Below are 26,415 nucleotides of genomic sequence, written 5' to 3'. Positions count from 1 at the left end.
TTTTTTATACGCCAAAGTTTAGTTTTTAAAAGAATGAATCGGAGCGGGGATTTTGCCGCCACGATTGATAAAAACAGAGGCATCGCTGCCGTTTATCGGCATAATAGGGGCACTGCCGAAGAGCCCGCCGTAATTAATTTCGTCGCCGAGTCCCTTGCTGATTGCCGGAATAAGACGGCAGGCGGTGGTTTTATTGTTGATCATACCAATGGCGGCTTCGTCGGCAATCATCGCGGCAATGGAAGACGCCGGTGTATCGCCCGGAATGGCAATCATGTCGAGGCCGACGGAGCAGACACAGGTCATGGCCTCCAGTTTTTCAAGCGTAATGTGGCCGGCGCGGGCGTTAGCGATCATTCCTTCATCTTCCGAAACGGGAATAAAAGCGCCGGAGAGCCCGCCGACAGAGGTGGAAGCCATAATTCCTCCTTTTTTAACGGCGTCGTTGAGCATAGCGAGGGCAGCAGTGGTGCCGGGACCGCCGCAGTGTTCGACACCCATTTCTTCAATAATGCGGGCGACGGAATCGCCGATGGCCGGGGTTGGCGCTAATGACAAATCTAAAATGCCAAAGGGAACACCAAGGCGATCGGCTACCGTTGTGCCGACGAGTTGACCGGCGCGGGTAATTTTAAAAGCGGTTTTCTTGATGATTTCGGCAAGCTGATCCATGGAAGCATCCTGATGTTTCTCGAGGGCGACTTTTACTACGCCGGGTCCGCTAACGCCAACGTGCAAGATCGCATCTGGCTGACCAACGCCATGGAAGGCGCCAGCCATGAACGGATTATCTTCGACCGCATTGCAGAAGATAACCAACTTGGAGGCAGCAATAGAGTCCTGATCCTTTGTGAGATAGGCAGCCTGTCTCACGATTTCGCCCATCATGCGGACAGCATCCATATTGATGCCGGTTTTCGTGGAACCGAGATTAACCGAACCGCAAACCCGTTCTGTTGATGCCAGTGCTTCCGGCAGACTGTTGATGAGATTCAGATCGCCGCGGGTAAATCCCTTGGGAACCAAGGCAGAGAAACCGCCGATAAAATTAACGCCGACTTCTTTGGCCGCATCGTCCAATGTCTGCGCAAATCTGGTATAGTTGGTATCGCCCGTCGCGCCGGCGACCAAAGCAATTGGTGTGACGGATAATCGTTTATTGACGATGGGGATGCCGAATTCTTCGGCGGTGCGATCCGCCTGAGCAACGAGGCTTTCGGCACAGCGAGTGATTTTATCGTATATTTTTTGCCTGCAGCGTTTTCCGTCGGAATCAATGCAGTCTAAAAGAGAAATCCCCATGGTCGTGGTGCGAATGTCGAGATTTTCGCGGTCAATCATGCGGACTGTTTCAAGAATATCGTTGTATAAAGCCATGGAGTATCTCCTTAAATCTGGTGCATAGCGTTAAAGATGTCTTCGTGTTGAATGCGAATGGATTGTCCAATGGTTTTTCCAAGCGCTTCGAGATCATCCTTAAGTTCTGTAAAATCGCAGGTAATTTTTGAAAGATCAACCAACATGATCATGGTAAAAATATCTTGCATGATGGTTTGACTGATGTCTTCAATATTGGCATTGCATTCCGATAAAATTTTTGAAACATGGTAAATAATTCCAGTTTGGTCTTTTCCAATAACGGTTACGACAGCTCTCATGTGGCACTCCTTTATTCTGCTTGATGCAGTAACTTAAAATATAAAAAATATTATATGCAATTCGCAAGGATAAAGCAAGAAAGTTTCATTTAAAACTATTATGAGGGATAGCGCAATAAAAAAGCAGACGGCATTATTAATTCATTGGGAAATTATCTTGAAAAGATATTAAAGTTGAGTAAAAATGAAAATTTTTGGACTTGCCAGAAAGTAAATGATGGTCTATAATAATCATGTACCCGCCGGGATGAAAATGTTCCTGTGGGCATCAAAATCGGGAGACATGAGATGGCAGACAGCAATTCAAAGATCAGCAAAAAACTGGTGGACCTTCAAAGATTGGTAATACCTGAGATAAGTACGCTTATCGAGTTGCGTTATAATATCTTATCCACCGTTAAAAGCGAGGCACCGATTGGAAGAAGAAATCTGGCATATGTGCTCGATATGAGTGAACGGCAAGTTCGAAACGAGATCGATTTTCTTCAGGAGCAAAAACTGGTGGAAGTAGAGCGTCAAGGCATTATTTTAACACCTCTTGGTGACAGTATCTTAGACGATCTCAAACAAATGCTTTACACTTACAATGGACTTGAACAATCGGAAAACCAATTGGTTGAAGCCCTTCATTTAAAAAAAGCTGTGGTTTGTCCTGGTGATATGGAAATTAATTACCAGGTACTTAATTTCATGGGAAAGGCCGCCGCTAATGTGATTCTTACCGTCATGAAGTATCAGGATGTGCTGGCGTTGACGGGCGGGGCCAGCACCGCAGCTGTTGCCGCTCAAATGAAAGAAGCCCTTTATCCGGACGCCTATGTGATTCCTGCCAGAGGGGGGATCGGCAAAAGCCACGCCACCCAGGCCAATAATGTGGTGGCGGAAATTGCTTTAAAGCTACGGGCAAAATATGAATTGCTGCACTTGCCGGATAATATCGATAAGAATTTGCTTAACGCCTTAAAGGATTACCCAGAGATTAAACGAGTATTTGACAAGATGAAGGAAATCGATGTACTGGTGTTTGGCATCGGCCGAGCTGATGTATTGGCTGATTCGAGAAATACACCGGTATCCGAAAAAGAAGCATTATTAGATCGCGGGGCGATCGGCGAGGCGTTTGGTTATTATTTTGATGCACAAGGTCAAGTGATTCAGGCCGCCAGCACCGTGGGAGTTGATATTGAAGATTATCCGCAGATTACCAATCGTATCGGCATTGCCGGCAGCAAAGCAAAAGCGGAAGCGATCATTGGGGCCTGCAGGGTTGCGCCGGAGACGATATTAATAACGGATGAAAGCGCTGCGACGGAAATCATCCGTTTATTAAATAAATAAGTTAATTATTTTTAAGGAGGCATATTATGTCTGTAAAAGTTGCTATTAATGGTTTTGGTCGAATTGGTCGTCTGGCATTCAGACAGATGTTTGGTGCTGAAGGTTATGAAGTTGTTGCCATTAACGACTTGACAAGCCCGAGCATGCTCGCACATCTGCTGAAATATGATTCTGCACAGGGCAGATATGAACTGGCAGATAAAGTTGAAGCAAAAGACTCTTCGATTGTTGTTGACAGCAAAGAAATTGAAATTTATTCCGAAGCAGATCCGTCCAATCTGCCCTGGGGCAAACTGGATGTCGATGTCGTTTTGGAATGCACCGGCTTCTTCACTTCCAAAGATAAAGCATCCGCGCATCTGAAAGCAGGCGCTAAGAAAGTGGTTATTTCTGCACCGGCTGGTAACGATCTGCCGACAATTGTCTACAATGTCAATCACGACGTGCTGACACCGGAAGACAAAATTATTTCGGCAGCTTCCTGCACCACTAACTGCCTGGCTCCGATGGCGAAGGCCCTCAATGATTTGGCTCCGGTTCAGTCCGGGATCATGTGCACTATTCATGCTTATACCGGCGATCAGATGACGCTTGATGGCCCGCACAGAAAGGGGGATCTCAGAAGAGCGCGCGCTGCGGCTGTCAACATTGTTCCGGCTTCTTCCGGTGCGGCAAAAGCCATCGGTTTGGTTATTCCGGAATTGAACGGCAAATTGATTGGCGCGGCTCAGCGTGTTCCGACACCGGCTGGCTCCACCACGATTTTAACCGCTGTTGTTGATGGCCAGGTGACGGTGGATCAGGTGAATGCGGCGATGAAAGCGGCAGAAACCGAATCCTTCGGTTATAACACCGACGAAATTGTCTCTTCTGATGTCATTGGCATGCGTTATGGTTCGCTCTTTGATGCAACGCAGACCCTGGTTCTTCCGCTGGAAAATGGCACAACTGAAGTTCAGGTTGTCTCCTGGTACGATAATGAAAACTCATACACCAGCCAGATGGTCAGAACCATTAAATACTTTGCAGAACTAAATTAAGCGGATCGCGTTATTCTTTAAAAAAGAGCTGTTGATTAAAAATCTGCCCCTCTGGCAGATTTAGCGCCGGGGGGCCGTGTGAACGGCCCCCTTTTTTGAAAGGAAATCAAGTAGATGAAAAAGACCGTTAAAGATATTGCGTTACAAGGCAAAAAAGTGCTGATGCGCGCAGATTTTAATGTGCCGTTAAATGATGCGTTGGAAATCACCGACGATACGAGAATTCAGGCTGCTCTGCCAACCATCCAATACATTTTGGCTCAAGGGGCGGCTTTGATTTTGATGAGTCACTTGGGACGACCGAAGAACGAGCCGGATCCGAAGTATTCACTGGCCCCGGTTGCGAAGGCATTAACTAAGGTGTTGAGTCGAAATGTGATCTTTAACGATGACGGTGAAGTGGTCGGTCAAGTGACCAAAGACGCAGTGGCAACGTTGCAGCCGGGACAGGTGCTTTTGCTTCAAAACACGCGCTTCCGTCCGGAAGAAAAGAAAAACGAAGCAGGATTTGCCAAGGAATTGGCCAGCCTTGGCGATGTCTTTGTGGATGATGCATTCGGGTCCTGCCACCGTGCGCACGCTTCGACTGTCGGCGTGGCGAATTACCTGCCGGCTGTCTCAGGATTTCTGATTCAAAAGGAACTGGAATTCATTGGCGGCGCACTGAACAATCCCAAACATCCGTTTGTGGCTATTTTGGGCGGCGCGAAGGTTTCCGACAAAATCGGGGTGATCACCAATTTGCTTCAAAAAGTCGATGCTTTGATTATTGGCGGCGGCATGGCCTATACATTCTATAAAGCCCAGGGTTATGAAATCGGAACTTCATTATTAGAGGTTGATAAAGTTGAGCTGGCTGCTGGCTTGTTAAAAGAAGCAGAGGCAAAGGGCGTGGAGCTCTATCTGCCGGTGGACAACGTGGTTGCGCCGGAATTTGATGCCAAAGCGACACCGACCGTGGTTTCGTCTGATGCGATACCGAAGGATCAGATGGGTATGGATATCGGGCCAAAAACCCGGAAACTCTATGCCGATGTCATCAAATCCGCTAAGACCGTTATTTGGAACGGACCGATGGGCGTTTTTGAATTTGACGCTTTTGCCGAAGGGACAAAGGCTGTTGCCCAGGCAATGGCAGGTTCTGACGCGACGACCATTATCGGCGGCGGCGACTCGGCGGCGGCGGTTAAGCAAATGGGCTATGCGGATAAAATTTCGCATATTTCAACGGGCGGCGGTGCCTCTCTCGAATTCATGGAAGGCAAAGTACTTCCGGGCATTGACGTTTTAGAAGATAAATAAACGTAAAATCTGAGGAGGATAAATTATGTCGAGAAGACCTGTGATTGCCGGCAATTGGAAAATGAATAAAACCATCGATGAAACAAAAAAACTCATCGAAACATTAAAGCCACTGGTGAAGGGTGCAACGGCCGAAGTGGTTTTTGCGCCAACCTTTGTTAATCTGGCGGCGGCGGTTGAAGCGACAAGGGGAACGAATATCGGCATTGCTGCTCAAAATATGTTTTATGAAGAAAGCGGCGCTTTCACCGGCGAAATATCCGGCGAAATGCTCAAAGCGATCGATGTGAGCTATGTGATTTTGGGGCACAGCGAAAGACGCCAATACTTTGCCGAAACAGACGAAGCCGTCAATAAGAAGACTTTAAAGGCCTTGGCCTTGGGGCTGACACCGATTGTTTGCTGCGGCGAAACGCTGGAAGAAAGAGAAGCCGGCAAGGCGGAAGAAAAAGTGGTCAGTCAGATTAAAGCCGGTCTTGCGGGAATTGACGACATCACGAAAGTGATCGTTGCCTATGAACCCATTTGGGCCATTGGGACGGGCAAAACCGCATCGAATGAACAGGCCGACGAAGCCTGTGGCTGGGCGCGCGCAGCCATTGCCGATATGTACGGCAAAGAAGCAGCGGAAGCCACGCGCGTGCAGTACGGCGGATCCGTTAAACCGGCCAATGTTAAAGAACTGATGGCGATGGATAATATCGACGGCGCTTTGGTCGGCGGTGCAAGCTTAACCGCGGACTTTGCAAAAATCGTTAACTATGACGCATAACGCATAGACGCCCACAACGGGAGGAAACTCCCGTCATTTTTATGCCCATTTATTGATCGTAAGAGATTAATTTCTTGAATTGACGGTGTGGATGTGCTAAAATCAAACCATTCTTCACTGGAGGTGAATCAAGTTGACAACTTTTATGATCGCATTGATGATCATTTCAAGCTTTACGCTGATCTTTAGCATTTTACTTTCGCCGGCCAAAACTGAAGGCCTGGGATCCATCGAAGGCGGCGCCGAGACACTGTTTGGCAAACGCAAGGCCCGGGGGATTTATGCCGTGCTCGAAAAAGTGACCATCGTTTCAGCGATTGTTTTTATGGCTTCGGCTTTTATTTATTCCGTTATTGTGTAAAGTTTTTCCGGAGTGCGCGCACTTCGGATTTTTTATTTTTTGCGAGCTGAACATGGGATCTCAATTAAAAACCAAACAGGCAATCCAAAAATGTTATGAAGATTTGAAAAAAGAAATTTCAAATTTAGAGGCTATTAATCGGCTTTTAGCGTTGATTGTCGCGCGTATTTTGAGTGATCGAAAAATATTATCGATCCATGATTTTCTGGCACATTGTCCGACGCTGCCCCAGGTAATGGCCTGTTGGAAGCAGGATGTTCTCAAGGCTGATGAAGATTGGGGAGCATCCGCGCTGCAGGAATTGACAATGCCGCTGCCGAATTCTGGCGGAAGATTATTGCGTGACCCATCGCTTTGCTTGGCACCGGCGTTTCTGGGCGATTATTATCAGTGGCTGATTCCCAAAACGGAGCGGCAAACCAGAGGTATTTTTTATACGCCGAGCGACCTGGCGGAGTTAATGGCGAGTCATCTGGCAGAGGCTCGGTGCGTTTTGGATCCCGCCTGCGGCGCCGGCAGTTTGTTATCGGCGGTTTACGATTTTCAAATGGCCCGATGCATGGATGAAAGCCAAAGAGACAGGCATCGCACATTACTTAAAGATAACCTTTGGGGAATGGATATGGATCCGGCAGCGGCCTGGCTGACGCGATGCCGGCTGGCGTTAAAATCCAGTGAATATGTGTATCCTCAAAATATTCTGATCGGTGACGCCCTTTTTTCAGATAAAATAGCGACAAAAGAGTTTGATGGGGTCATTGTCAACCCGCCATATATGGGGCATCGGTGGATGCCTTTTAAAAGGATGGCCGTTTTGCGCGAGCGCTATTCGGCTGTCTATGGCGACAAGGGCGATTTAGCCTATTGTTTTTTTGCACTGGCCCATCGCGTTCTTAAACCGAAGGGACGCGCGGTCTTTCTGACTTCGCGTTATTTTATGGAGGCGCAAAACGGCGAGTCATTGCGTCGTTTTTTAACGCAAACGATGTGTGTTGAAATGCTCATGGATTTTTATGGTTATCGGCCGATGCGGGGGATCGGGATCGATCCGATGATTTCGGTGATGGTCAATCATGCGAGACCGAAATCGATTGTAAAAATCTTTCGCCGGCGCGTGGATGGCAAACCCCAAAGCGGGGGGAATGCTGTTAGAGATAAAAGGCAATTTGATCGATTTTCTTTGCCGCAGGCATCACTGAACGCAGAAGGATGGCACTTATTGCCGCCCGCAACAAAAACGATCATTCAGAAAATAGAAGCGGTCTGTCGGTGTGCGTTGGGCGAAGTGGCCGCGTCTTTTCAGGGAGTGATTACCGGATGTGATGCGGCATTTATCAGTCGCGCGGACGTGCTGCCGGCGGATTGCGCATCCTGGCCCTGCACGGCGTCGTGGATTAAGAATCGGCAGGTAGACGCCTTTCAGATTGCAAAACCGGCGATGTTTTTGATCAATATCACGGACGAAGAGGATTTAATGCGTTATCCAGCCATCAAAGACAAGCTCACACCTTATCGTGATCGTCTCGAGAAACGGCGGGAATGTCGGTTGGGAAAAATTCCGTGGTATGCGCTGCAGTGGCCGCGAAATAAGAAAAATTTCGAATCTCCAAAGATCGTCTTTCCCTATAAGGCAGAAAAAAATCGCTTTGCTTTGGATAAAAAAGGCCTTTATTTTTCGGCGGATGTCTACGGCATTCGTAGCGAGGAGATTCCGCTTGCGGCATTAACGGTTTTGCTCAACACGCCCATTTACGATTTTTATTTTAAAACCGTCGCGAAAAAACTCGGCGATGCGTTGTTCGAATACTATCCCAACACCTTAATGCGGCTTAAGCTCCCATCGCCGGACAATTTGATTTTTTGCAAACTAAAAAACCTTTATGATATAATCATGAACGCAGAGAATACTGAAAAATCAGTGAGACTTCGCCAAGCGGATCTTTTATTGGCGAAGGCATTTAATCTGACAGCATTTGAATTAGAAATGATAGAGAATCGTTATGCAAGGCAGTTTTTTTGACAAAACATTTGAAGATAACCAAGCTGCCAACGAACCGCTGGCGGCTCGGATGCGCCCTGAGACGCTGGCACATTTTTACGGACAGGATCAAATTGTGGGAAAGGGTAAACTGCTGACCCGTTTGATCACCGCCGATAAATTGACTTCTGCTATTTTTTATGGCCCGCCGGGAACCGGCAAAACAACGTTGGCCAAAATCATCGCCAGACAAACAAAGGCGGCGTTTCATAGCTTGAATGCGGTAACCTCCGGAAAGAAGGAAATATCAGAAGTGATTGCACAAGCTAAACGAAATATGGCGCTTTATGGGCGAAAAACGATTTTGTTTATTGATGAAATCCACCGATTCAATAAAGCGCAGCAGGATGCCCTCTTGCCGAGTGTTGAAGATGGGCTTATTATTTTGATTGGGGCAACGACGGAAAATCCATACTTTCAGATCAATGCAGCGTTGATTTCCAGATCGACGATTTTTGAATTCAATCCCCTTTCGGATGCGGCGATTGAGACCATTTTAAAAGAGGTGCTGGCTGATTCTAAAAAAGGCTACGGCCGGATGCGAGTCGAGCTGACTGATGCGGCGAGAAAACATTTGGTGTCTGTAGCCAATGGAGACGTTCGCAAAGCGCTCAACGCTTTGGAACTATCGGTTTTAACGGCGGATAAAACATCGGATGGCAAGATCCTGATAAATCTTGAAGTCGCTCAGGAATGCATTCAGACCAAGGCGCTGCAGTATGATAAAAACGGAGATAACCATTACGATACGATTTCCGCTTTTATTAAGAGTATTCGGGGTTCAGATCCGGACGCGGCGTTGTTTTGGATGGCCAAAATGCTTGAAGCGGGGGAGGATCCCAGAATTATTGCCAGGCGCATGGTGATTTCCGCCTCAGAAGATATTGGCAATGCGGAACCCATGGCATTGACGTTGGCCGTTAGCGCAGCCCAAGCTGTTGACATGATTGGCTTGCCGGAGGCCAGAATCAATCTTGCTCAGGCTGTCACTTATTTGGCGTCCTGCCCGAAAAGCAATGCCGCCATTCGGGGGATTCAGGCGGCAACGCAGGCTGTTAAATACGAATCGAATGGGCAGGTTCCGGCTCATCTGCAGGATGCCCATTACACCGGGAGTCAGGCCGTGGGCAGAGGTCTATCTTATTGCTATCCCCATGATTTTCCCGAACATTATGTGCCGCAGCAATATCTGCCGACGGATATTGACGGCAGCATTTTTTATCAGCCGACAGAAAATGGTCATGAAAAAGTGATGAAAGCGCGCTTAATGCGATTAAAAGAGATTGGCCATTCAGAGGATGAGGAGCATTAATTAATGAATAAATTTCAAGAAAAATTCAAATTAAATCAGATTTATCATGGCTTTACCTTGAAACGGCAGGAATATCTTGACAGTGTTCAGGGGACGGCCTATTATTTTGTTTACGAAAAAACACAGACACCGTTGTTGTACATTACGAATGACGATAATAATAAAGTTTTTCATATCGCATTTCGGACACCGTCGGACAATAGCACCGGCGTGGCCCATATTAATGAGCATACCGTGCTTTGCGGCTCCCGAAAATATCCGCTGAAAGAACCCTTTGTAGAGTTAGTCAAAGGGTCGCTAAACACTTTTCTTAATGCGATGACCTATCCGGATAAAACGGTTTATCCGGTGGCCAGCATCAATGACAAAGATTTTATGAACTTGATGGATGTGTATTTAGATGCGGTTTTTTATCCAAACATTTATCAGAAGGAAGAAATTTTTAAACAGGAAGGCTGGCATTATCATTTAGAAAAACCGGAAGATCCCATTACCTATAATGGTGTGGTTTATAACGAAATGAAGGGTGTTTATTCCAGCCCGGAAGAAGTGCTTCACAATGAATTGTTCAAGCAATTGTATCCTGACTCGATTTATGGACAAGAATCTGGCGGCTATCCGGATAACATACCGGATTTAACATATCAGGATTTTCTGGATTTTCATTCGCGTTTTTATCATCCGTCCAATGCGTTTATATATTTATATGGCGACGGTAATATGGATGCGCATCTGGCTTATCTAGACGCAGAATATCTATCGCATTTTGAATATAAAGAAATTGACAGTCGTATTCGTCTGCAAAGACCGCTGACAGCCATGCGCCATGCGACGGCAACTTATCCGTTTTCCGGGGGAAAAGATTTGAAACAGAAAGATTACCTGACGATTGGTTGGGTTCTCAATGATTTGGGAGATGACTGGCTGGCCTTTGATATTTTAACCAATGTATTGTTAGGAGATAACTCTTATCCACTGAAAAAGGCGTTGCTGGATTTGGATATCAGCGATGATATCTCTTGCTCCTACGCGACTTCGATGGAACAGCCGTATTTCGCGATTTCCTTTAAAAACACCGATCACACTAAAGAAGAACTGATTAGCGTGACGATCGAAAAGACATTGACAGACTTGGTCAAGAACGGCATTAACCCGAAAAATCTTGAAGCTGGGATTAATTCGGCAGCTTTTACCATCAAGGAACAGGATTTTGGTTCCTATCCCAAGGGGCTGATGTTTGGCCTCGAGCTGATGGATACCTGGCTTTATGGCAGAGATCCGCTGGACCATCTGCGATATGATGACGCGCTTGACCGCATTCGCCAGATGCAACAAAATCGTGGGTTTGAGGATCTCATTCAGCGGCTGCTGCTCAATAATCATCATGCGGCGATAGTTAGCATCACGCCGGATCCGGAGCTATCGGCCAAAAAAGAAGCAGCGCTCTCCCAACAATTAGCCGATTATAAAAATCAATTATCTGATAATGAGATTAAGACTTTAGTGGATCAAACGCAGACGTTGCTTGCCTACCAAAGCAAGCCGGACACAAACGAAGCCCTGAAAACCATTCCCAAGTTGTCTTTGGATGATCTGGGAAAGACTGTCAGAGAGATTCCATTCGGCAGAGGGACGATGGATCAACATTTGGTGCTTTGGCATCCGGCGGAAACGGCGGGTATTGTTTATGTCAAGTTGATGTTTGATGTGCGGGCCATTGCGCCGGAAGATTTGCCGGTATTGGGGTTGCTGAATAAACTGCTCTTTAATGTCAATACAAAATCCTACGACGTTGAAACGCTCAACCGGGAAATTCAGATTAAAACCGGCGGGATCAGCAGCAGCTTAGAGTCTTTTGATCACATCGTCAGGGCCGAGGACTATCGTCCCATGTTGACGATCTCCGGGAAAGTGCTGCAGGAACATTTGCCGGATTTGATGGCTTTGATGATTGAGGGGATAACAGCATCGTTATTTGATAACCGCAAAATCATTGGTGACATCATTCAAGGACAACGTATGGCTGTCGAATCTAAATTTTTGTCAGCGGGCAATACGGTGGCCGTTCAGCGCTTGCAGTCTTATTATTCTCAGTCGGCGGCTTTCTATCAGAAAGTTGGGGGCGTGGATTTCGGGCGTTATTTGGCAAGGATCGATAAAGCGTCAGAAGATCAATTTGAAACTTTGGCAGCCGATCTTGATCGTGTGGCGTATCAGGTGTTTAATCGCAATCATATGACGATCTCGGTTACCTGTGAGCCGAGCATTCAAAATCGTGTTTATCATCAGGTCAAAACCGCGATTGATATCTTGCCACAAAAAGCGGTTTCCCTGCATACCTATCGTTTCGATACGGAAGTTTTAAACGAAGGATTTATGACCGCGGCAAAGATTAATTATGTGGCTAAGGGATTTAACATTAAAAAATTAGGACATTCATATAATGGCGCCTTCTTTGTTTTGAAGACCATTATAGGGATGGATTATCTTTGGAATCGCATCCGCCTTCAAGGTGGGGCCTATGGCGCAGCGTTTGGGATTGCCCGTTCAGGGGAGCTTGCATTTTCCTCCTACCGAGATCCACAATTGGCCAAATCGCTGGCAACTTATAATGGCGCCGGTCAATACATTAGGCATCTCGATATGACGCAGCATGAATTGGAAAAGTACATTATTGGCGCTATTTCTGCAAAAGATCATCCGGTATCTCAGGCAATGACCTCGTATATGGCAGACAGCATGTATCTTACCGGGGTCACAACGGAAGACCGGCAGCGGGAAAGAGATGAAATTCTCAGTGTCAAGATTCGGGATTTAAGAGATTGCGGTGAAATCGTGGATGAAGCGATGCGGCAAAATAATTTATGTGTCGTCGGCAACGAAGAATTAATTAGAAACAATCAAGAAATATTTAACAATGTCACATATATTTTTGAATAACTTAATTCGACGATCAATAGCAGTTTTTGTTTTGATTTTAACCTTTGCGGCAGTGACCTGTTTACCGGTTTATGCGGCAATGCCCAGCTATACCGGCGATGAAGCTGTTTATGCAGTGGAAGAAAAAAGCGGTGATGTCATTACAGCTCAAAATGAGCACAAACGAATGTATCCGGCGAGCACCACTAAAATGATGACAACTTTGGTGGCGCTGGATTACGTGGCGGATAAAATGGATCAGCAGGTTAAAATCGGAGACGAAATTTCGCTGATTACGGCTGATTCATCCAAAGCGGATCTCAAAAAAGGAGATACCTGCACGTGGCGTCAACTGTTTTACGGACTGCTTTTGCCTTCAGGCAATGATGCGGCGTTGGCTATTGCCAAAAATATTGGACGGGCGGTATCAGGTGATCGCGAACTCGGCGCAGATAAGGCTATTGATAAATTTGTATCGTTGATGAATCGTAAAGCGGCACAGTTGCAATTGGAGGATTCCCATTTTGTTAATCCGCATGGGTTGCACGATGCAAATCACTATACGACGGCGGCTGATCTGGAAAAAATTTCTGCGGCGGCACTCGAAAATCCGATCATTCGAAAAATTGTTCAAAGCAAGGTCTATTCTTGTAAACTCAAAAGCGGTCAAAAGAAATGGATCAATACCAATTCCCTGATTATCAGCACGCATGATCTTGCTAAAGTAAAGGAATCTTCCCATAACGGCAAACAGTACAACCCTTATGCTACCGGAGTGAAAACCGGGCACACAGATGAAGCCGGCCGCTGTTTGGTTTTCTCTTCAAAGGATGGAGATAAAACAATGGTTGCGGTTATTTTGCACAGTGATAATCAAATTTTCACACAAGCGAATGGCGTTATCAATTCGCTGCACAGCGATTTCTCCCGGATTAATTGGGGGAAACCATCGGGCTATTATCGCTCTGTGCAGTTAAAGCACGTTCATTTTGCGGATGACAACGTGTTGAAGCTTTATTTCAAAGAGGAAGCTTCTTCGATGGTTGAAACATCGGAAAAAAGTGCATACACAACGCGCTTACAACTGGATAATCAGCTTTTCACCAAGAAAAAAGCCGGCGTGTATCGCTTGAATGAGGATCTTAAAAGCGGTCAACAAGTTGGGGTGCTCAAGGTTTATAAAAATCATCAGTTGGTTAAAAAACTTCGTTTAAAGTCAAGGGCTGATACAAAAACGCGCAATTTTGTGGATTATCTCTTATCCTTTGTGATCGTTGGGGTGATAATCTGGTTGATTTTATATCTTTATGCGAAGCGAACGGCGCATCTCAGACGTCAACAGCTGCGCCGGCATAGGCAAAGAAACGGACGTGCATCTGCGCGACGCACACGAAAAAGGTGATCAAACGATTGAAACAAAAAAATAATAGGCCGGAAATTTTGGCACCGGCGGGCAATGAAGCCGGCATTATTGCTGCGATGAATGCCGGCGCTGACGCTGTCTATTTTGGCGGGAAAATTTTTAACGCCAGACAGCGGGCTGATAACCTGGATGAAAAAGCCATTCGCCATTGTGTGCGCTTGTGCCATCAGCATGACGTCAAGGCCTATTTGACATTAAATATTTTAGTAAAAGATAGCGAGTGGGATGAACTGCTCGACTATCTTTGTTTTTTGGAAACGTCCGGACTCGATGGATTAATCGTCCAGGACCCTGGTCTTATTTGGGTTTTGCGGCAATATTATCCGCAAATAAGATTACAAACCAGCACACAAGCGTCGATCGGTGGTCTTTTTGGCGTATTGTTTTTTGAAACGATGGGATTCACGCGGGTGGTTCTGCCGCGGGAAATGCCCATTGCTGAAGTGCATGATATCAAAAAGCACAGCCGGGTGGAGCTCAAGGTTTTTGCTCACGGGGCTTTGTGCTTCGCCAGATCAGGACAGTGTCTGATGAGCAGCTTGATCGGTGGACGCAGCGGCAACCGCGGCTTGTGTGCCCAGCCTTGCCGGCAATATTATCATCTGATGGATGCGCAGGGGAAACCAGTGCGGGAAGGTTATTTGTTGTCGATGAAGGATTTGAATACCCGAACGCATCTGAAAGAAATCGCGAATGCCGGCGTCAGCGCACTTAAAATTGAAGGCCGGTTAAAAAACCAAGCGTATATTTATGCGACAACCAAAGCCTATGCGCAGACCCCTGAGGATGTGAAACAAGCACCGATCAATCTGGATGCGATTTTCAGCCGGGATTTTACCGCCGGCTGGCTTTTTGATCCGCATCATCATATCAATGCTCACGTTCAGAAAAAAAGAGGCGCGTTGATTGGCGAAGTTGAAAAGGTAGGCAGGCGTGAAATGATCGTGACGCTAAAAAAGGGGGTAACGCTGGCAGCAGGAGACGGATTGGCCTTCGGGAAGGCCGCCGATCGCGGCATGCGGGTCGAAAACGTTCAAAGCATTTGCGGGCAGGAGAATCGTGTTAGGGTTTTCGGCCATGCAGCAGCGCAAGCACATGAGCTGGTCTATCGCAATAAGGACAGCCGAATGCTCGCTGCGATTGCGTCAACGGCGGAAAGGCCTATCGATTTTAATCCGTTGGCATTGTCGATTGATCTGGATCTGAAGAAAGATCAACCGATTCACTACAAGGCGCGTGCGGATGAACGACAAATTGAAGGGCGCATTGCAATCGCGCCGTCACAGGCCCAAAAGCATCCGCTGGATCAAAGGATGATTCAAGACCAATTGCAAAAATTGGGCGGAACGGATTATCTTTTGACGGATTTACATATAAAAATGGCGGATGATCTTTTTTTATCGAAGAAAGACCTTAATCGGGTTCGCCGTGAAATAATCGAACAATTGGATGCCCCCGGAAAACGCATGATTGATTTGTTGGTATTGTGGTCAACCCCAAGAAAAATTTGGGATGGGCATCCCCCGATATCCCTTGAAGTGAAAAGACTTGATCAAATAGCGGAACTGCGCGAATGCCGCCCGGATGAATGGGTTCTGCCATTGAATGACGTCAAATCCATACCGTGTTTGCATGGATTGGTTCAGCAGCTAAAAAAAGAAAACGCCGCGGTCAGAATCGCTTTTCCGCATATCATGAACACACAAAGCTGTCGCTCATTGGCCACCCATTTGGATGAGATTGAAGCAATGGCGGCGGATGGTTATCTGGCTCGCAATTATGAAACGCTTTATCTTCTTCGGCAGACAAAACGGCCGATCGAAGCCGATGCATCTTTGCATGTGTTGAACACCGTGACGACCAAGGCCCTTGACGAGTGGGGATGCGCTTCGGCCGTGATCTCCCATGAATTGGAAGCGCCAGCGATTCAGTCGCTGTTAAAAAGATCGGCATTGCCTTTGGTGCTTTCGGTATATGGTTTTCAGGCGGTCATGTTCTCAGATAATTGTGTGGTTGATTGCGATGAAAAGCAATGCAGCCAGTGTCCGCGTCGCGGTTTATATTTTTTAAAGGATCGCATGGGAAAGGTATTTCCGCTGGTGCTGAACGAACAAGGGAAAACAGTGATCTATAACGCGGACAAGCTTTTTTTAACGCCAAAAATGCTCAAGCCATTAAAAGGGATTGATCGCTATCGTATTCACGTGATGAATGAAACAGCGGCAGAAATTTCGCAGGTGATGGCAATTTACCGCAGCGGTCAAATGGCGAATCTGGACCAATTGAATGAGGGGCAGCATTTTACAGCGGGTAATTTTAAGCGAGGCGTTCAATAAAGAGGAGTATCAATGAACAACAGAAGTCTAAAGGTTCTCGAGTATCCCCAAATTTTAGAAAGGGTGGCAGCACTTTGCGAAACAGATGGCGGAAAAGCTGCCGTGCGTCAACTGCGGCCGTCATCCCGATTGGAAGAGGCTGATACCTGGCTGGACTGGACAGACGAAGCCACGGGAATGATTTTAAGAAACGGCCGCGCGCCCATGGCCGCGTTGTGCAATATTCCGGAGTATGTTCACCGGGCTGAAATCGGATCAACGCTTTCTATGCGTCAATTGCTCGAAATTGCAGGCACCCTGCGCGTGGTGCGGGACATGCAGGCTTATTTTGATGAGGATTCGGAACAAGGAACATTAAACCGACTGTACAACGATTTTGATGCACTGGATCCCTGTGCTGATCTGGAAGCTGAAATCTCCAAGAAAATTATCGGGCCAAAGGAAATGTCGGACCGCGCCTCCCAGGCGCTTAATCATATTCGCAAGGAGATGACGGCCAAAAACGCTCAGATTACCGATAAACTCAACAGGATCATTTCGTCATCGGCCAATGAAAAAGTGCTTCAGGAGCGCATTATCACGGTCAGGAATAATCGCTATGCGGTGCCGGTTAAACAGGAATGCCGCCATCAGATTCCCGGCATTGTGTTGGATAAATCGGCAACGGGCGCTACTCTTTTTATTGAACCCGCCGCCGTGGTTCAGCTCAACAACGAATTGAAGATTTTATCGGTTGAGGAAGAAAAAGAAATAGCGCGTATCCTCAAAGTGCTGACCGAGAAGATCGCGGCATGCAAAATGGTTTTAAGCGCAGATTACGATGTGCTCGTGCATCTGGATTTTGTTTTTGCCAAGGCGGCATATGGTTTGAATACGGGCGGTGTGCGCGTTGCTTTTAAAGACGACCAAGAAAATGCGTGGCAGTTGCTGCGGGCCAGGCATCCGCTGTTGGATCCAAAGAAGGCCATTGCCTCTGACATTGTGATGTCCAAGGATATCCGTACCATTGTGATTACCGGTCCGAACACCGGTGGAAAAACGGTCACATTGAAGACGATCGGACTGCTCAGCGTCATGATTCAGTCTGGGCTGTTCGTGCCGGTGCGGGAGGGGAGCTATACGCGTTGCTTTCGTGAAGTGTTTGCGGATATCGGGGATGAACAGAGCATTGAACAATCGCTCTCCACATTTTCAGCGCATATGAAAAATACGGTGAATTTTATCGGTGAAGCTCAAAAAGATGACCTTGTGCTTTTTGACGAGCTGGGAGCGGGAACCGATCCGACGGAAGGAGCGGCGTTAGCCATCGCGCTTTTGGAGGCGCTGCACGCTCGAGACGTAATGACGGTTGCAACAACGCATTATAGCGAGTTGAAAGAATACGCCTTGACAACTTCGGGGATTGTCAACGCCTCGGTGGAGTTTGACGTAGAGACCCTCCAACCTACCTATCGTTTGCTGATTGGTATTCCTGGAAAATCAAACGCTTTTGAAATTGCCCAAAAACTGGGATTAAAACCGGAAATCATTGCGCGTGCGCAGACTTATGTCGGCGAAGAAGCCAGTCGGTTTGAAGATACCTTGGATGTGCTTGAGTCAAAGCGTCTGGAGATGGAACGGCGATTGGCAGAAGCTGAGCGCAAGGAATTGGAGGCGCGGGAAAAAACGGTGCAGATTGAAGAACAAATGGCGACACTCAAATCAACACGGGAAATGATTCTCAATGAGGCCAGAGCTGAAGCCGATGCACTTGTGACACAGACGCAGCAGAAAACAGAAGCCATTTATCGGGAAATCCGTGAAATTCAAGAGCATACCAATCAGCAGATTGATAATAAAAGATTGGAGTCCCTTCGCAAACAGATGCACGATGTCCATCAGCGCGCGGGTGCAAAAAAAAGAAAAAAACAGAAGCTGCAAAAACAACAGCTTGATGTTCAAACGTTAAAGCCGGGAATGACAGTATACCTTGAAAACTTTCATAAGGAAGGAGAAGTTCTTGAGGTTAAGTCCGGCACACATCAGGTTTTGGTGCAGGTGGGGCCCATGAAGATGAAGGTTGGGGAGAAAGAACTTTCGGTTTTAACACATTATGGAAAGGCATCGGACAAAAAAGCAATGCCAAAGAAAACAAAAAATTTTGACCGCCATGCGATGAACACGCGTTTAGATCTTCGCGGACGAACGGCCGAAGAAGCGACGTACATGGTTGAAAAATTTTTGTCGGATGCGGTTGTTGCCAATGCATCCAAACTCACCATTGTTCACGGCAAGGGAACAGGTGTTTTGCAACGGGTTGTGCAGGATTATCTGAAAAAATCGAATATGGTTCGAACTTTCCGCTTTGGCAATCCCAGCGAAGGCGGAACCGGAGCGACAATTGTTGAATTATAGTTTTAAATTAGAGATGCATTTAAGAAATAATAGTTATAATCTGAAATCATTCAAAAAGGAAGTAGGGTAATGCATGCCTAAAATAGACATGAAACAAAGAGATTCCGGGGAACAACGCATCATAGATATCATCCGGCGCAGTGGGTTGCGTGCAACACCACAGCGGATCGAGTTATTAAAATTATTACGAGACACGAAAAGTCATCCGACGGCAGAGGCATTAATGCAGATGGCCAATCATGAGGGATTTAATCTGTCGATGGGGACTGTCTACAATACGCTTGACAGCTTTGAGAAAAAAGGGTTAATTTCTCGGGTTCATGGATCAAATGATGTGATGCGATATGATGCAGAAACAGATTTTCATGTGCATTTGGTGGACCAATCCACGGAAGAGATTGTGGATCTTTTTGACGATGAATTGGAAGAATTAATTCGCAGACGTTTGAAGGCCAAATTTCCGAATGGTTTTAATCCCCAAAAACTGGAAGTAACTATTTACCAATAAGATTTCTAATGATCAGAATTAAAAAATCAAGAAAAGGTTAGACCGATGACAGTAACAAATCCTAAAATTCAAATTGAAATGGCCAATGGCGGTATTGTAAAAGCGGAACTTTATCCGGAGAAGGCGCCGATTACGGTCGAAAATTTTGTCAAACTCATAAAAGATGGCTTTTACGATGGATTGATTTTTCACCGCGTTATCCCGGGCTTTATGATTCAGGGCGGAGATCCGGAAGGCAGTGGGATGGGCGGCCCGGGCTATAGCATCAAGGGAGAATTTGCTTCCAATGGGGTGGAGAACGATCTGAAGCACGATCGCGGCGTTCTTTCCATGGCCAGAAGCATGATGCCTGATTCTGCCGGTTCTCAATTTTTTATTATGGTCGAGAAGGCCCCGCACCTGGATGGCGATTACGCTGCCTTTGGGCAAGTGACAGAGGGCATGGATGTGGTTGACGCGATTGTTAAGGCACCACGTGATATGATGGACAAACCACTTGAGAATCAGCAGATGACCAAGGTCACTTTGATCGAAGAATAATAAAAGTATAATAAAAAAGCTGTTTGTGAATACGTACCCTCAGGCAACTCGGAGCGTATATCATAAACGGCTTTTTTATTGCAAAACTGCATTGACAAATTGATGAATGGGATAATAATAAATTTAGGGAAAATGAATCGAATGACCGCGTTGCAATTTAGCGAGCAAAAGCATTGAACTTCATATACGTTTCGGGTAGAATATTAAAATGACCATTTGAATGGAAAGGGAAACACCATGCAATTAAAAGGTAAAAGTTTTTTAACGCTTCGTGATTTTTCACCGGAAGAAATCACATACATGATTGATTATGCCCAGGCCCTTAAAGCGAAAAAAAAAGCCGGACGGCGGGGAAATTTGTTGTCAGGCAAAAATATCGTTTTACTTTTTGAAAAAACGTCGACGCGCACGCGATGCTCTTTTGAAGTCGCAGCCTATGACGAAGGTGCCAATGTCACTTTTTTGACCAACTCGCAAATGGGGAAGAAAGAATCCATCGAGGATACCGCCAGGGTGTTGGGCCGTTTTTACGACGGCATTGAGTTCCGCGGATTTAAACAGAAAACGGTGGAGGATCTGGCAAAATATTCCGGGGTGCCGGTATGGAATGGCTTGACAGATCTTTATCACCCGACACAAATTCTTGCGGACATGTTGACGATTCGTGAAAATTTTGGGAGCTTGGCTGGCCGAAAATTGGTGTTTGTGGGCGATGCCCGGAATAATATGGGCAATTCGTTGATGATCGGCTGTGCGAAATTAGGCATGCACTTTGTAGCATTGGCGCCGAAATCTTTGTTCCCGGATGAAAATCTGTTGGAAGCGATGCGCGGCGTTGCGGCGAAGATGGGAGGATTCATCACATTAACAGAGGATATGGCTACCGGCGTGAAAGGTGCGGATGTGCTTTATACCGACGTTTGGGTATCCATGGGTGAAGAAAATCAAATGGCAGAACGCATTGCCCTGCTGAAAGATTATCAGGTCAACGAAGCGATGGTTGCGGTGACCGAAAATCCGGATGTGATTTTTTTGCATTGTTTGCCCGCTTTTCACGATTCAAATACGGCCGTTTCGGCTTCAGTGTTCAGAGAATACGGCCTGGGCGAAATGGAAGTGAGTGACGCGGTTTTCCGTGCCCCTTATTCCAAGGTATTTGATGAGGCGGAAAATCGAATGCACGCCATTAAGGCGGTGATGTGTGCGACCCTGACTGATAATCGCCTGGACGTTGACGGCCAACCGATTGTGGATTAAAGGGAGTTTAAGAAATGATTTTAAGAGGGATTGTTGAGCTCCAAAACGGAACAGACGTCCGGGGGATTGCCGCAAAGGGCGTTTCCGGTGAAGACATTAATTTAGACGATAATAAAACCATGAAAATTGTTTATGCTTTTATCGAAAGGTTAAAGCGTCAATTGGGAAAAGATAAACTTAAAATTGCCGTTGGCCGGGATAGCCGCGTCTCCGGTGAATTGCTGGCCCAGGCAGCCTGTGTTGCGGGTGTCTGCACGGGTTCGCATGTGTATGATTGCGGGTTGGCCACAACACCGGCCATGTTTATGACCACGGTAGATCCGTATTTGCAATGTGACGGCGCGGTGATGATTACCGCCAGCCATATGCCGGCCAATCGCAACGGTATAAAATTTTTCACGCGAAGAGGCAGTATCGAAAAGGACGAACTGGCGGCGGTGCTTAAGGAAGCAGAAGAGACTGAAACATCCTTCAACAATGGACAACGAACCGATTCAAATTTCATGTCGGTCTATGCCGCCAATATTGTTGGAACGGTGCGCAGTGAAACCGGTAAGATTAAACCGTTGGACGGGCTTCATATTGTCGTGGATGCGGGGAACGGTGCCGGAGGCTTTTTTGTCAGGGATGTGCTGGAACCTTTGGGAGCGGACACCAAGGGATCACAGTTTTTAAATCCCGACGGTCACTTCCCCAACCACATTCCGAACCCGGAAGATCCGGATGCGATGGCTTCGGCAATCCAAATGGTTAAAAAAAGTCATGCGGATATGGGAATTATCTTTGATACCGATGTCGATCGATCGGCCATCATTGATGAAAATGGCGATCCGATCAATCGCAACGCCTTTATTGCGTTTATTGCAAAAATGCTATTAGATAAATATCCAGGAACAACCATCGTGACGGACTCCGTGACATCCACCGGCCTTGCAGATTATATCAAGGCGCACGGGGGCAAACATCGCCGTTTTAAACGGGGCTATCGCAATGTTATTAACGAGGCGATCCGCCTGAACAAAGCAGGTGAAGAATGCCACCTGGCGATGGAAACCAGCGGTCACGGGGCCATTAAAGAGAATTATTTTCTGGATGACGGTGCTTATCTGGCCACAATGGCATTGATTGAATTGACTCAACTGAAAAAGAAAGGAAAACCCCTTTCGTGTTTTCTGGAAGATTTGGAACAACCGTCAGAATCTGAAGAACTGCGCTATCGCATTAACGCTGATAATTTCAGAAAAAGAGGGGAGGCCATCCTCAAGGCATTTGAAAAATTTGCGGCGGAACAATCGGGGTGGTCGCTTGAGTTGCCCAATGAAGAAGGGGTTCGCGTTAATTGTGGGGCAAAAGCAGGCAATGGCTGGTGTCTCATGCGCCTTTCACTTCATGAACCTAAGATGCCAATCAATATTGAGTCCGAAGAAATAGGCGGGTGCGCTAAGATAAAAGCCGTAATAAATCAGTTTGTATCTCGATATCCAGAACTTGAACTGTAATTTAAGATGGCGAATTGTCAAGCCAAGTGCAACGTTTCTGAATAATAGACTTCGTATGGAGTCTTATATCCAAGACATTTGCGTGGCCTGTGATTCAGTTTGTCAAACATCTCCTGTATATACTCATCAGGGATATCTGTGATGTCACTTCCTTTTGGGAAGTATTCACGGAGTAGTCCATTGGTGTTTTCATTTATCCCTCGTTCCCACGAATGGTGGGGCTGAGGAAAATAGAATTTAACGCCCTCTAATGCAGCGGTCACTTCCTTATGTCTTGCAAACGCTTTCCCTCGATCAGTCATAATAGACTTGATCGGATGACCTTGTAGTGAACGGATCATGACATCGTTAACCTCAGATGCACTCTTGGCACCAGCTTTACCGCCGACAAGGAATCTGGTCTTACGATCAACTAAAGTTACAAGGCATGCCCGACCTTTTTTCCAGCAACAGTATCGCTTTCCCCATGGCCTATGCGAGATCTATTTTGAGCTCCTGCAGGTCGTTCGGTGATATATTCGAGATTCGAATTTTACCGCATTTCTCAACATGATTTTTACCACGTCTGATTTTACCGCGATGACGAAGTTTGCGAATAGCACCTCTGTTACCATGTGATTTATTTGGTGCGTCGAAGCAACCCGCATAGATTTCGCGGTAGATGGTGGTATGGTGCTCAAGAGCAAGGCGCCCAGCGATTTCTTCAGGAGACCATTGCTGTTCCAGAAACTTATCTCCTACGTACCGACACAGTTCTGGATTATCAAGACGCTTATGAGAATGACAAGCTAATCGACGCCGTTGGTATTTACGTTGTGCAGTTGCAGGCTGGTAAACCTCATGAGAAGTATTTCTCTTAAGTTCTTTGGAGATGGTTGACTTACTGCGCTGAAGCAAGGTAGCAATTTCTGAAATGGAATAGTTCTGAGCACAAAAATACATTATCTTTTCTCGTTCAACTAGTGTAAGATGGTTATAATGACACATTGGATTTCTCCTGTTCTTATGGTTGTCTTCGCAAACACCATTGTAACAGAAGTCCATGTGTCATTTTTTAGTTTCAGCAATCGTTGCACTTAGATTGTAAATTCGTCATCAATAAAAAAGAGAATGCGTTTTCTCATTCTCTTTTTTATTGGTAAATTTTAAAAAGAAATAACAATGCCGCCGTTATCGGCGTAAACTGTGCTGAGACCGCCGGCTTCGAGAATAATAATATCTCCAAATTTAGCGCCAGTCTTGATAATCTCTTCTTTGAGTTTTAACGCCTTTTCCGGCGCGTTAACGTGAGAAATGGCGAGGATGCGCATAGGCGCGTTGACGACCTCTTCAGTGATGATTTGTGCCAGTCGGATCAGTGTTTTTTTATGTCCGCGGCATTTTTCTTTGAGCTCAATCTCGCCGGAAACGCCCATCATAATGGGGATGATCTTTAAAACTTTTCCCACAAGCGCAACGGAATGCCTGATTCGGCCATTTTTCACCAAATTGTCGAGCGAGTTGAGCACAAAGAAGGTGGACATGTGGGCAATGTAATCTCGGACAATGGGAATTAAATCGACAGCCGAAAGATTGCGTTGGACTAATTCGATGATTTTAAGCACGGTGAGATCTTCGCCGGTTACCGCGGAGAGAGAGTCAAAAACATAAATACGATCGCCAAATCCCGCGTCTGCGGCCATCTGTTGAGCTATGCTTGCCGCATTGTAACAGCCGCTGAGGTGTTTTGAAATGGTCACAATGTAATTCATGGCATTGGGATCAAATGCATCAAAAAAATCTTGAGGAGAAGGACAGGCCGTTCCGATTTTATTTCTGCTCAGCTGCATTTTATCAATCAATTCCACCTGATTGAGATTGCGGTCAATGATCTCTTGATCATCAATAATGATTTTAAAGGGAATACGTTCGTAAGCAATGGATGAATCAAGCGCTGACAAATCCAATTCTGTGCAGCTGTCCATAATAATTTTGGTATTAAGGTTTTCTTGGCCCATGGGATCTCCTTGATAGACGAGATAATTAATTGATCGCGGTACATTCATCAATGATTTTCAATTATTATATCAAATCGAATTAAATAAATGAATGCCTTTTACAGCGGACATTTCTTTTGAAGTGACCGATGCGTAAATTGTGCTTGCCCATTGGCATAATCGGCAACGATCTGACCATGACCGATTAATTTATACTTATAGCTGACTAAGCCTTCTAGGCCTACGGGCCCTCTGGCGTGTAATTTGCCAGTTGAGATACCGACTTCTGCGCCAAAGCCGTAACGGTACCCATCGGCAAATCGCGTGGAGGCATTAACATAAACACCGGCAGAATCAACTAATGTTGTAAAGCGCTTGGCGGCATCGCCATTTTCTGTCACAATAGCGTCCGTATGGCCGCTGCCATAACGATTGATATGGCGAATGGCTTCATCGAGAGAATCGACGACTTTCACAGAAAGTGTATAATCCAAGTATTCTGTTTCCCAGTCAGCCTCGGTTGCCGGATGCACAGGGATGTAGTTTTGAACTTTGGCATCGCCGCGCAAAGTCACATGAGCCTGATCCATCGCCGATTTTAAAGCTGGCAGAAAATCAGCGGCTATCGCCTGGTGTACCAGCAAAGTTTCGGCAGCATTACAGACGGAAATGCATTGAGCCTTGGAATCGACAGCAAGGGTGACAGCTTTTTTCAGATCAGCATCTTGATCGATATAAACATGGCATAATCCGTCGGCGTGCCCCATGACAGGAATTGTCGTGTGATCCATGATGTATTTGACAAAGGCGTTAGAGCCCCGGGGGACAATTAAATCAATCGTTTCGCTTTGAGCCAACATATCATTCACATCTTCCCGAGTTTCCAGATTTTGAATCCAATTTTTCGGTAAGTCAATTCGTTGTGTAGCTTCTTGAATAACTTTGAAAAGAGCGCGGTTGGTGCAACAGGATTCGTGCCCGCCTTTTAATAAAACGGCATTGCCAGATTTGAGACAGAGCGTTGCAATTTGAACAAAAGCATCAGGACGTGATTCAAAAATCACGCCGATGACACCAATGGGACAAGTGACGCGGTACAGTTCAAGTCCTTTGTCTAATTCTGTTGCCATTTGTGTGAGACTGATAGGGTCAGGCAAATGAATGAGGCTTTCAATACCGGTGATCACATCTTCGATTTTGTCAGTATCAAAGCGCAGTCTTTTTAGAAGTGGCGTATCAAGTTTGTTGGCTTTTGCCATTTCTAAATCATTTTGATTAGCCTCAATAATAAAGTTTTGCTGTGCCTTAAGCGCAGAAGCGATAGCTTTTAAAGCCTGATTTCGTTTGCCTTCGGTTGTTGCTGCCAATAAAATGCTGGCATCGTGGGAGAGAGTTCCCCTTTCTGTCATGTTTAAAGGTTTCATGAATTGCCTCGGATAAAAATCTAAAAATCAGAAATAAGAAATATTTAGATAATCAGCCAGTATAGGAAAGACCATACATGGCGATAATACCAACAATTAGCGCGATGACTAACACCATCGCACCAATTCGATGCCAAGGTTTAACAGTTTGATGAGTTTCACGCTGGGCGGGATCATAATGATTGTTTTTTTTCTTGTGTTTATTTTTTTTATGATTTGACATAATAGCTCCTTAATTTTAAACAGTTAAAGACCGTTAAAGGCCAACATCCAACATCCTTATTTTACATTAAAAGCATTAAAATAAGTTAATATTGC

20 protein-coding genes and 1 pseudogene are annotated in these 26,415 nt (G+C 46.0%); 15 read left to right on the top strand and 6 right to left on the bottom strand.

The window, feature by feature from the left end; genetic code table 11:
- Positions 1-18: 18 nt before the first annotated feature.
- Together V3C63_RS03980 and V3C63_RS03975 are read right to left on the bottom strand one after the other, a co-directional pair.
- Positions 19-1,377, bottom strand: a complete 1,359-nt coding sequence (locus V3C63_RS03980) for a PFL family protein (protein ID WP_329886528.1) — start codon at positions 1,375-1,377, stop codon at positions 19-21.
- A gap of 11 nt (positions 1,378-1,388) precedes the next feature.
- Positions 1,389-1,658, bottom strand: coding sequence for an ACT domain-containing protein (locus V3C63_RS03975; RefSeq protein ID WP_329886527.1), 270 nt, complete (start codon positions 1,656-1,658; stop codon positions 1,389-1,391).
- Positions 1,659-1,946: 288 nt separating this feature from the next.
- On the opposite strand from V3C63_RS03975, the gene V3C63_RS03970 reads away from it, so the two are divergent.
- From V3C63_RS03970 to V3C63_RS03900, 15 genes are all read left to right on the top strand, one after another.
- The gene (locus V3C63_RS03970) at positions 1,947-2,996 is read left to right on the top strand and encodes a sugar-binding transcriptional regulator (protein WP_329886526.1); all 1,050 of its coding nucleotides are present in this window, start codon (positions 1,947-1,949) and stop codon (positions 2,994-2,996) included.
- A 26-nt stretch (positions 2,997-3,022) separates the two neighbouring features.
- Entirely contained in the window at positions 3,023-4,036 is a 1,014-nt protein-coding gene (gene gap / locus V3C63_RS03965) for a type I glyceraldehyde-3-phosphate dehydrogenase (protein WP_329886525.1), read from the top strand.
- Positions 4,037-4,150: 114 nt separating this feature from the next.
- Positions 4,151-5,338, top strand: coding sequence for a phosphoglycerate kinase (locus V3C63_RS03960; protein WP_329886524.1), 1,188 nt, complete (start codon positions 4,151-4,153; stop codon positions 5,336-5,338).
- Positions 5,339-5,363: 25 nt separating this feature from the next.
- Positions 5,364-6,110 carry a triose-phosphate isomerase gene (gene tpiA, locus V3C63_RS03955; RefSeq protein ID WP_329886523.1) on the top strand — a complete coding sequence of 249 codons (747 nt, stop codon included), beginning with the start codon at positions 5,364-5,366 and terminating at the stop codon, positions 6,108-6,110.
- Positions 6,111-6,243: 133 nt separating this feature from the next.
- On the top strand, positions 6,244-6,471 hold the full coding sequence (gene secG, locus V3C63_RS03950) for a preprotein translocase subunit SecG (protein ID WP_329886522.1): 228 nt from the start codon (positions 6,244-6,246) through the stop codon (positions 6,469-6,471).
- A gap of 52 nt (positions 6,472-6,523) precedes the next feature.
- Positions 6,524-8,491 carry an N-6 DNA methylase gene (locus tag V3C63_RS03945; RefSeq protein WP_329886521.1) on the top strand — a complete coding sequence of 656 codons (1,968 nt, stop codon included), beginning with the start codon at positions 6,524-6,526 and terminating at the stop codon, positions 8,489-8,491.
- Positions 8,472-9,821 (top strand): replication-associated recombination protein A, encoded by a 1,350-nt coding sequence (locus V3C63_RS03940; protein WP_329886520.1) that lies wholly within the window; start codon positions 8,472-8,474, stop codon positions 9,819-9,821. The genes V3C63_RS03945 and V3C63_RS03940 overlap by 20 nt, the downstream gene beginning before the upstream one ends.
- Positions 9,822-9,824: 3 nt before the next feature.
- Positions 9,825-12,761 (top strand): insulinase family protein, encoded by a 2,937-nt coding sequence (locus V3C63_RS03935; protein WP_329886519.1) that lies wholly within the window; start codon positions 9,825-9,827, stop codon positions 12,759-12,761.
- Between the two features lie 31 nt (positions 12,762-12,792).
- Positions 12,793-14,142, top strand: a complete 1,350-nt coding sequence (locus V3C63_RS03930) for a D-alanyl-D-alanine carboxypeptidase family protein (RefSeq protein WP_329886518.1) — start codon at positions 12,793-12,795, stop codon at positions 14,140-14,142.
- A gap of 8 nt (positions 14,143-14,150) precedes the next feature.
- Positions 14,151-16,499, top strand: coding sequence for a U32 family peptidase (locus tag V3C63_RS03925; protein ID WP_329886517.1), 2,349 nt, complete (start codon positions 14,151-14,153; stop codon positions 16,497-16,499).
- A gap of 12 nt (positions 16,500-16,511) precedes the next feature.
- Positions 16,512-18,893 carry an endonuclease MutS2 gene (locus V3C63_RS03920; protein ID WP_329886516.1) on the top strand — a complete coding sequence of 794 codons (2,382 nt, stop codon included), beginning with the start codon at positions 16,512-16,514 and terminating at the stop codon, positions 18,891-18,893.
- Between the two features lie 73 nt (positions 18,894-18,966).
- Positions 18,967-19,401: a Fur family transcriptional regulator gene (locus V3C63_RS03915; protein ID WP_329886515.1), complete on the top strand. Its 435-nt coding sequence runs from the start codon at positions 18,967-18,969 to the stop codon at positions 19,399-19,401.
- A 45-nt stretch (positions 19,402-19,446) separates the two neighbouring features.
- Complete coding sequence (locus V3C63_RS03910) at positions 19,447-19,941, top strand: peptidylprolyl isomerase (protein ID WP_329886514.1); 495 nt, start codon at positions 19,447-19,449, stop codon at positions 19,939-19,941.
- 237 nt (positions 19,942-20,178) lie between these two features.
- Positions 20,179-21,198 (top strand): ornithine carbamoyltransferase, encoded by a 1,020-nt coding sequence (gene argF, locus V3C63_RS03905; RefSeq protein ID WP_329886513.1) that lies wholly within the window; start codon positions 20,179-20,181, stop codon positions 21,196-21,198.
- 14 nt (positions 21,199-21,212) lie between these two features.
- Positions 21,213-22,697, top strand: coding sequence for a phosphohexomutase domain-containing protein (locus V3C63_RS03900; protein ID WP_329886512.1), 1,485 nt, complete (start codon positions 21,213-21,215; stop codon positions 22,695-22,697).
- A gap of 17 nt (positions 22,698-22,714) precedes the next feature.
- Here the strand turns inward: V3C63_RS03900 and V3C63_RS11725 are convergent.
- From V3C63_RS11725 to V3C63_RS03875, 4 genes and pseudogenes are all read right to left on the bottom strand, one after another.
- A pseudogene (locus V3C63_RS11725) lies at positions 22,715-23,684 on the bottom strand (IS30 family transposase).
- A gap of 158 nt (positions 23,685-23,842) precedes the next feature.
- Complete coding sequence (locus tag V3C63_RS03885) at positions 23,843-24,694, bottom strand: DegV family protein (protein WP_329886509.1); 852 nt, start codon at positions 24,692-24,694, stop codon at positions 23,843-23,845.
- A 98-nt stretch (positions 24,695-24,792) separates the two neighbouring features.
- Positions 24,793-26,097, bottom strand: a complete 1,305-nt coding sequence (locus tag V3C63_RS03880) for a glutamate-5-semialdehyde dehydrogenase (RefSeq protein ID WP_329886508.1) — start codon at positions 26,095-26,097, stop codon at positions 24,793-24,795.
- A gap of 52 nt (positions 26,098-26,149) precedes the next feature.
- Entirely contained in the window at positions 26,150-26,320 is a 171-nt protein-coding gene (locus tag V3C63_RS03875; RefSeq protein WP_329886507.1) for a hypothetical protein, read from the bottom strand.
- Positions 26,321-26,415: the final 95 nt, after the last annotated feature.

Source organism: Pseudoramibacter faecis (genome assembly GCF_036289405.1).
In the GTDB taxonomy this organism is placed as follows: domain Bacteria; phylum Bacillota; class Clostridia; order Eubacteriales; family Eubacteriaceae; genus Pseudoramibacter; species Pseudoramibacter faecis.
Note: the sequence above shows the minus strand (reverse complement) of the source record. Positions and strands in the feature narration are given on the sequence as shown.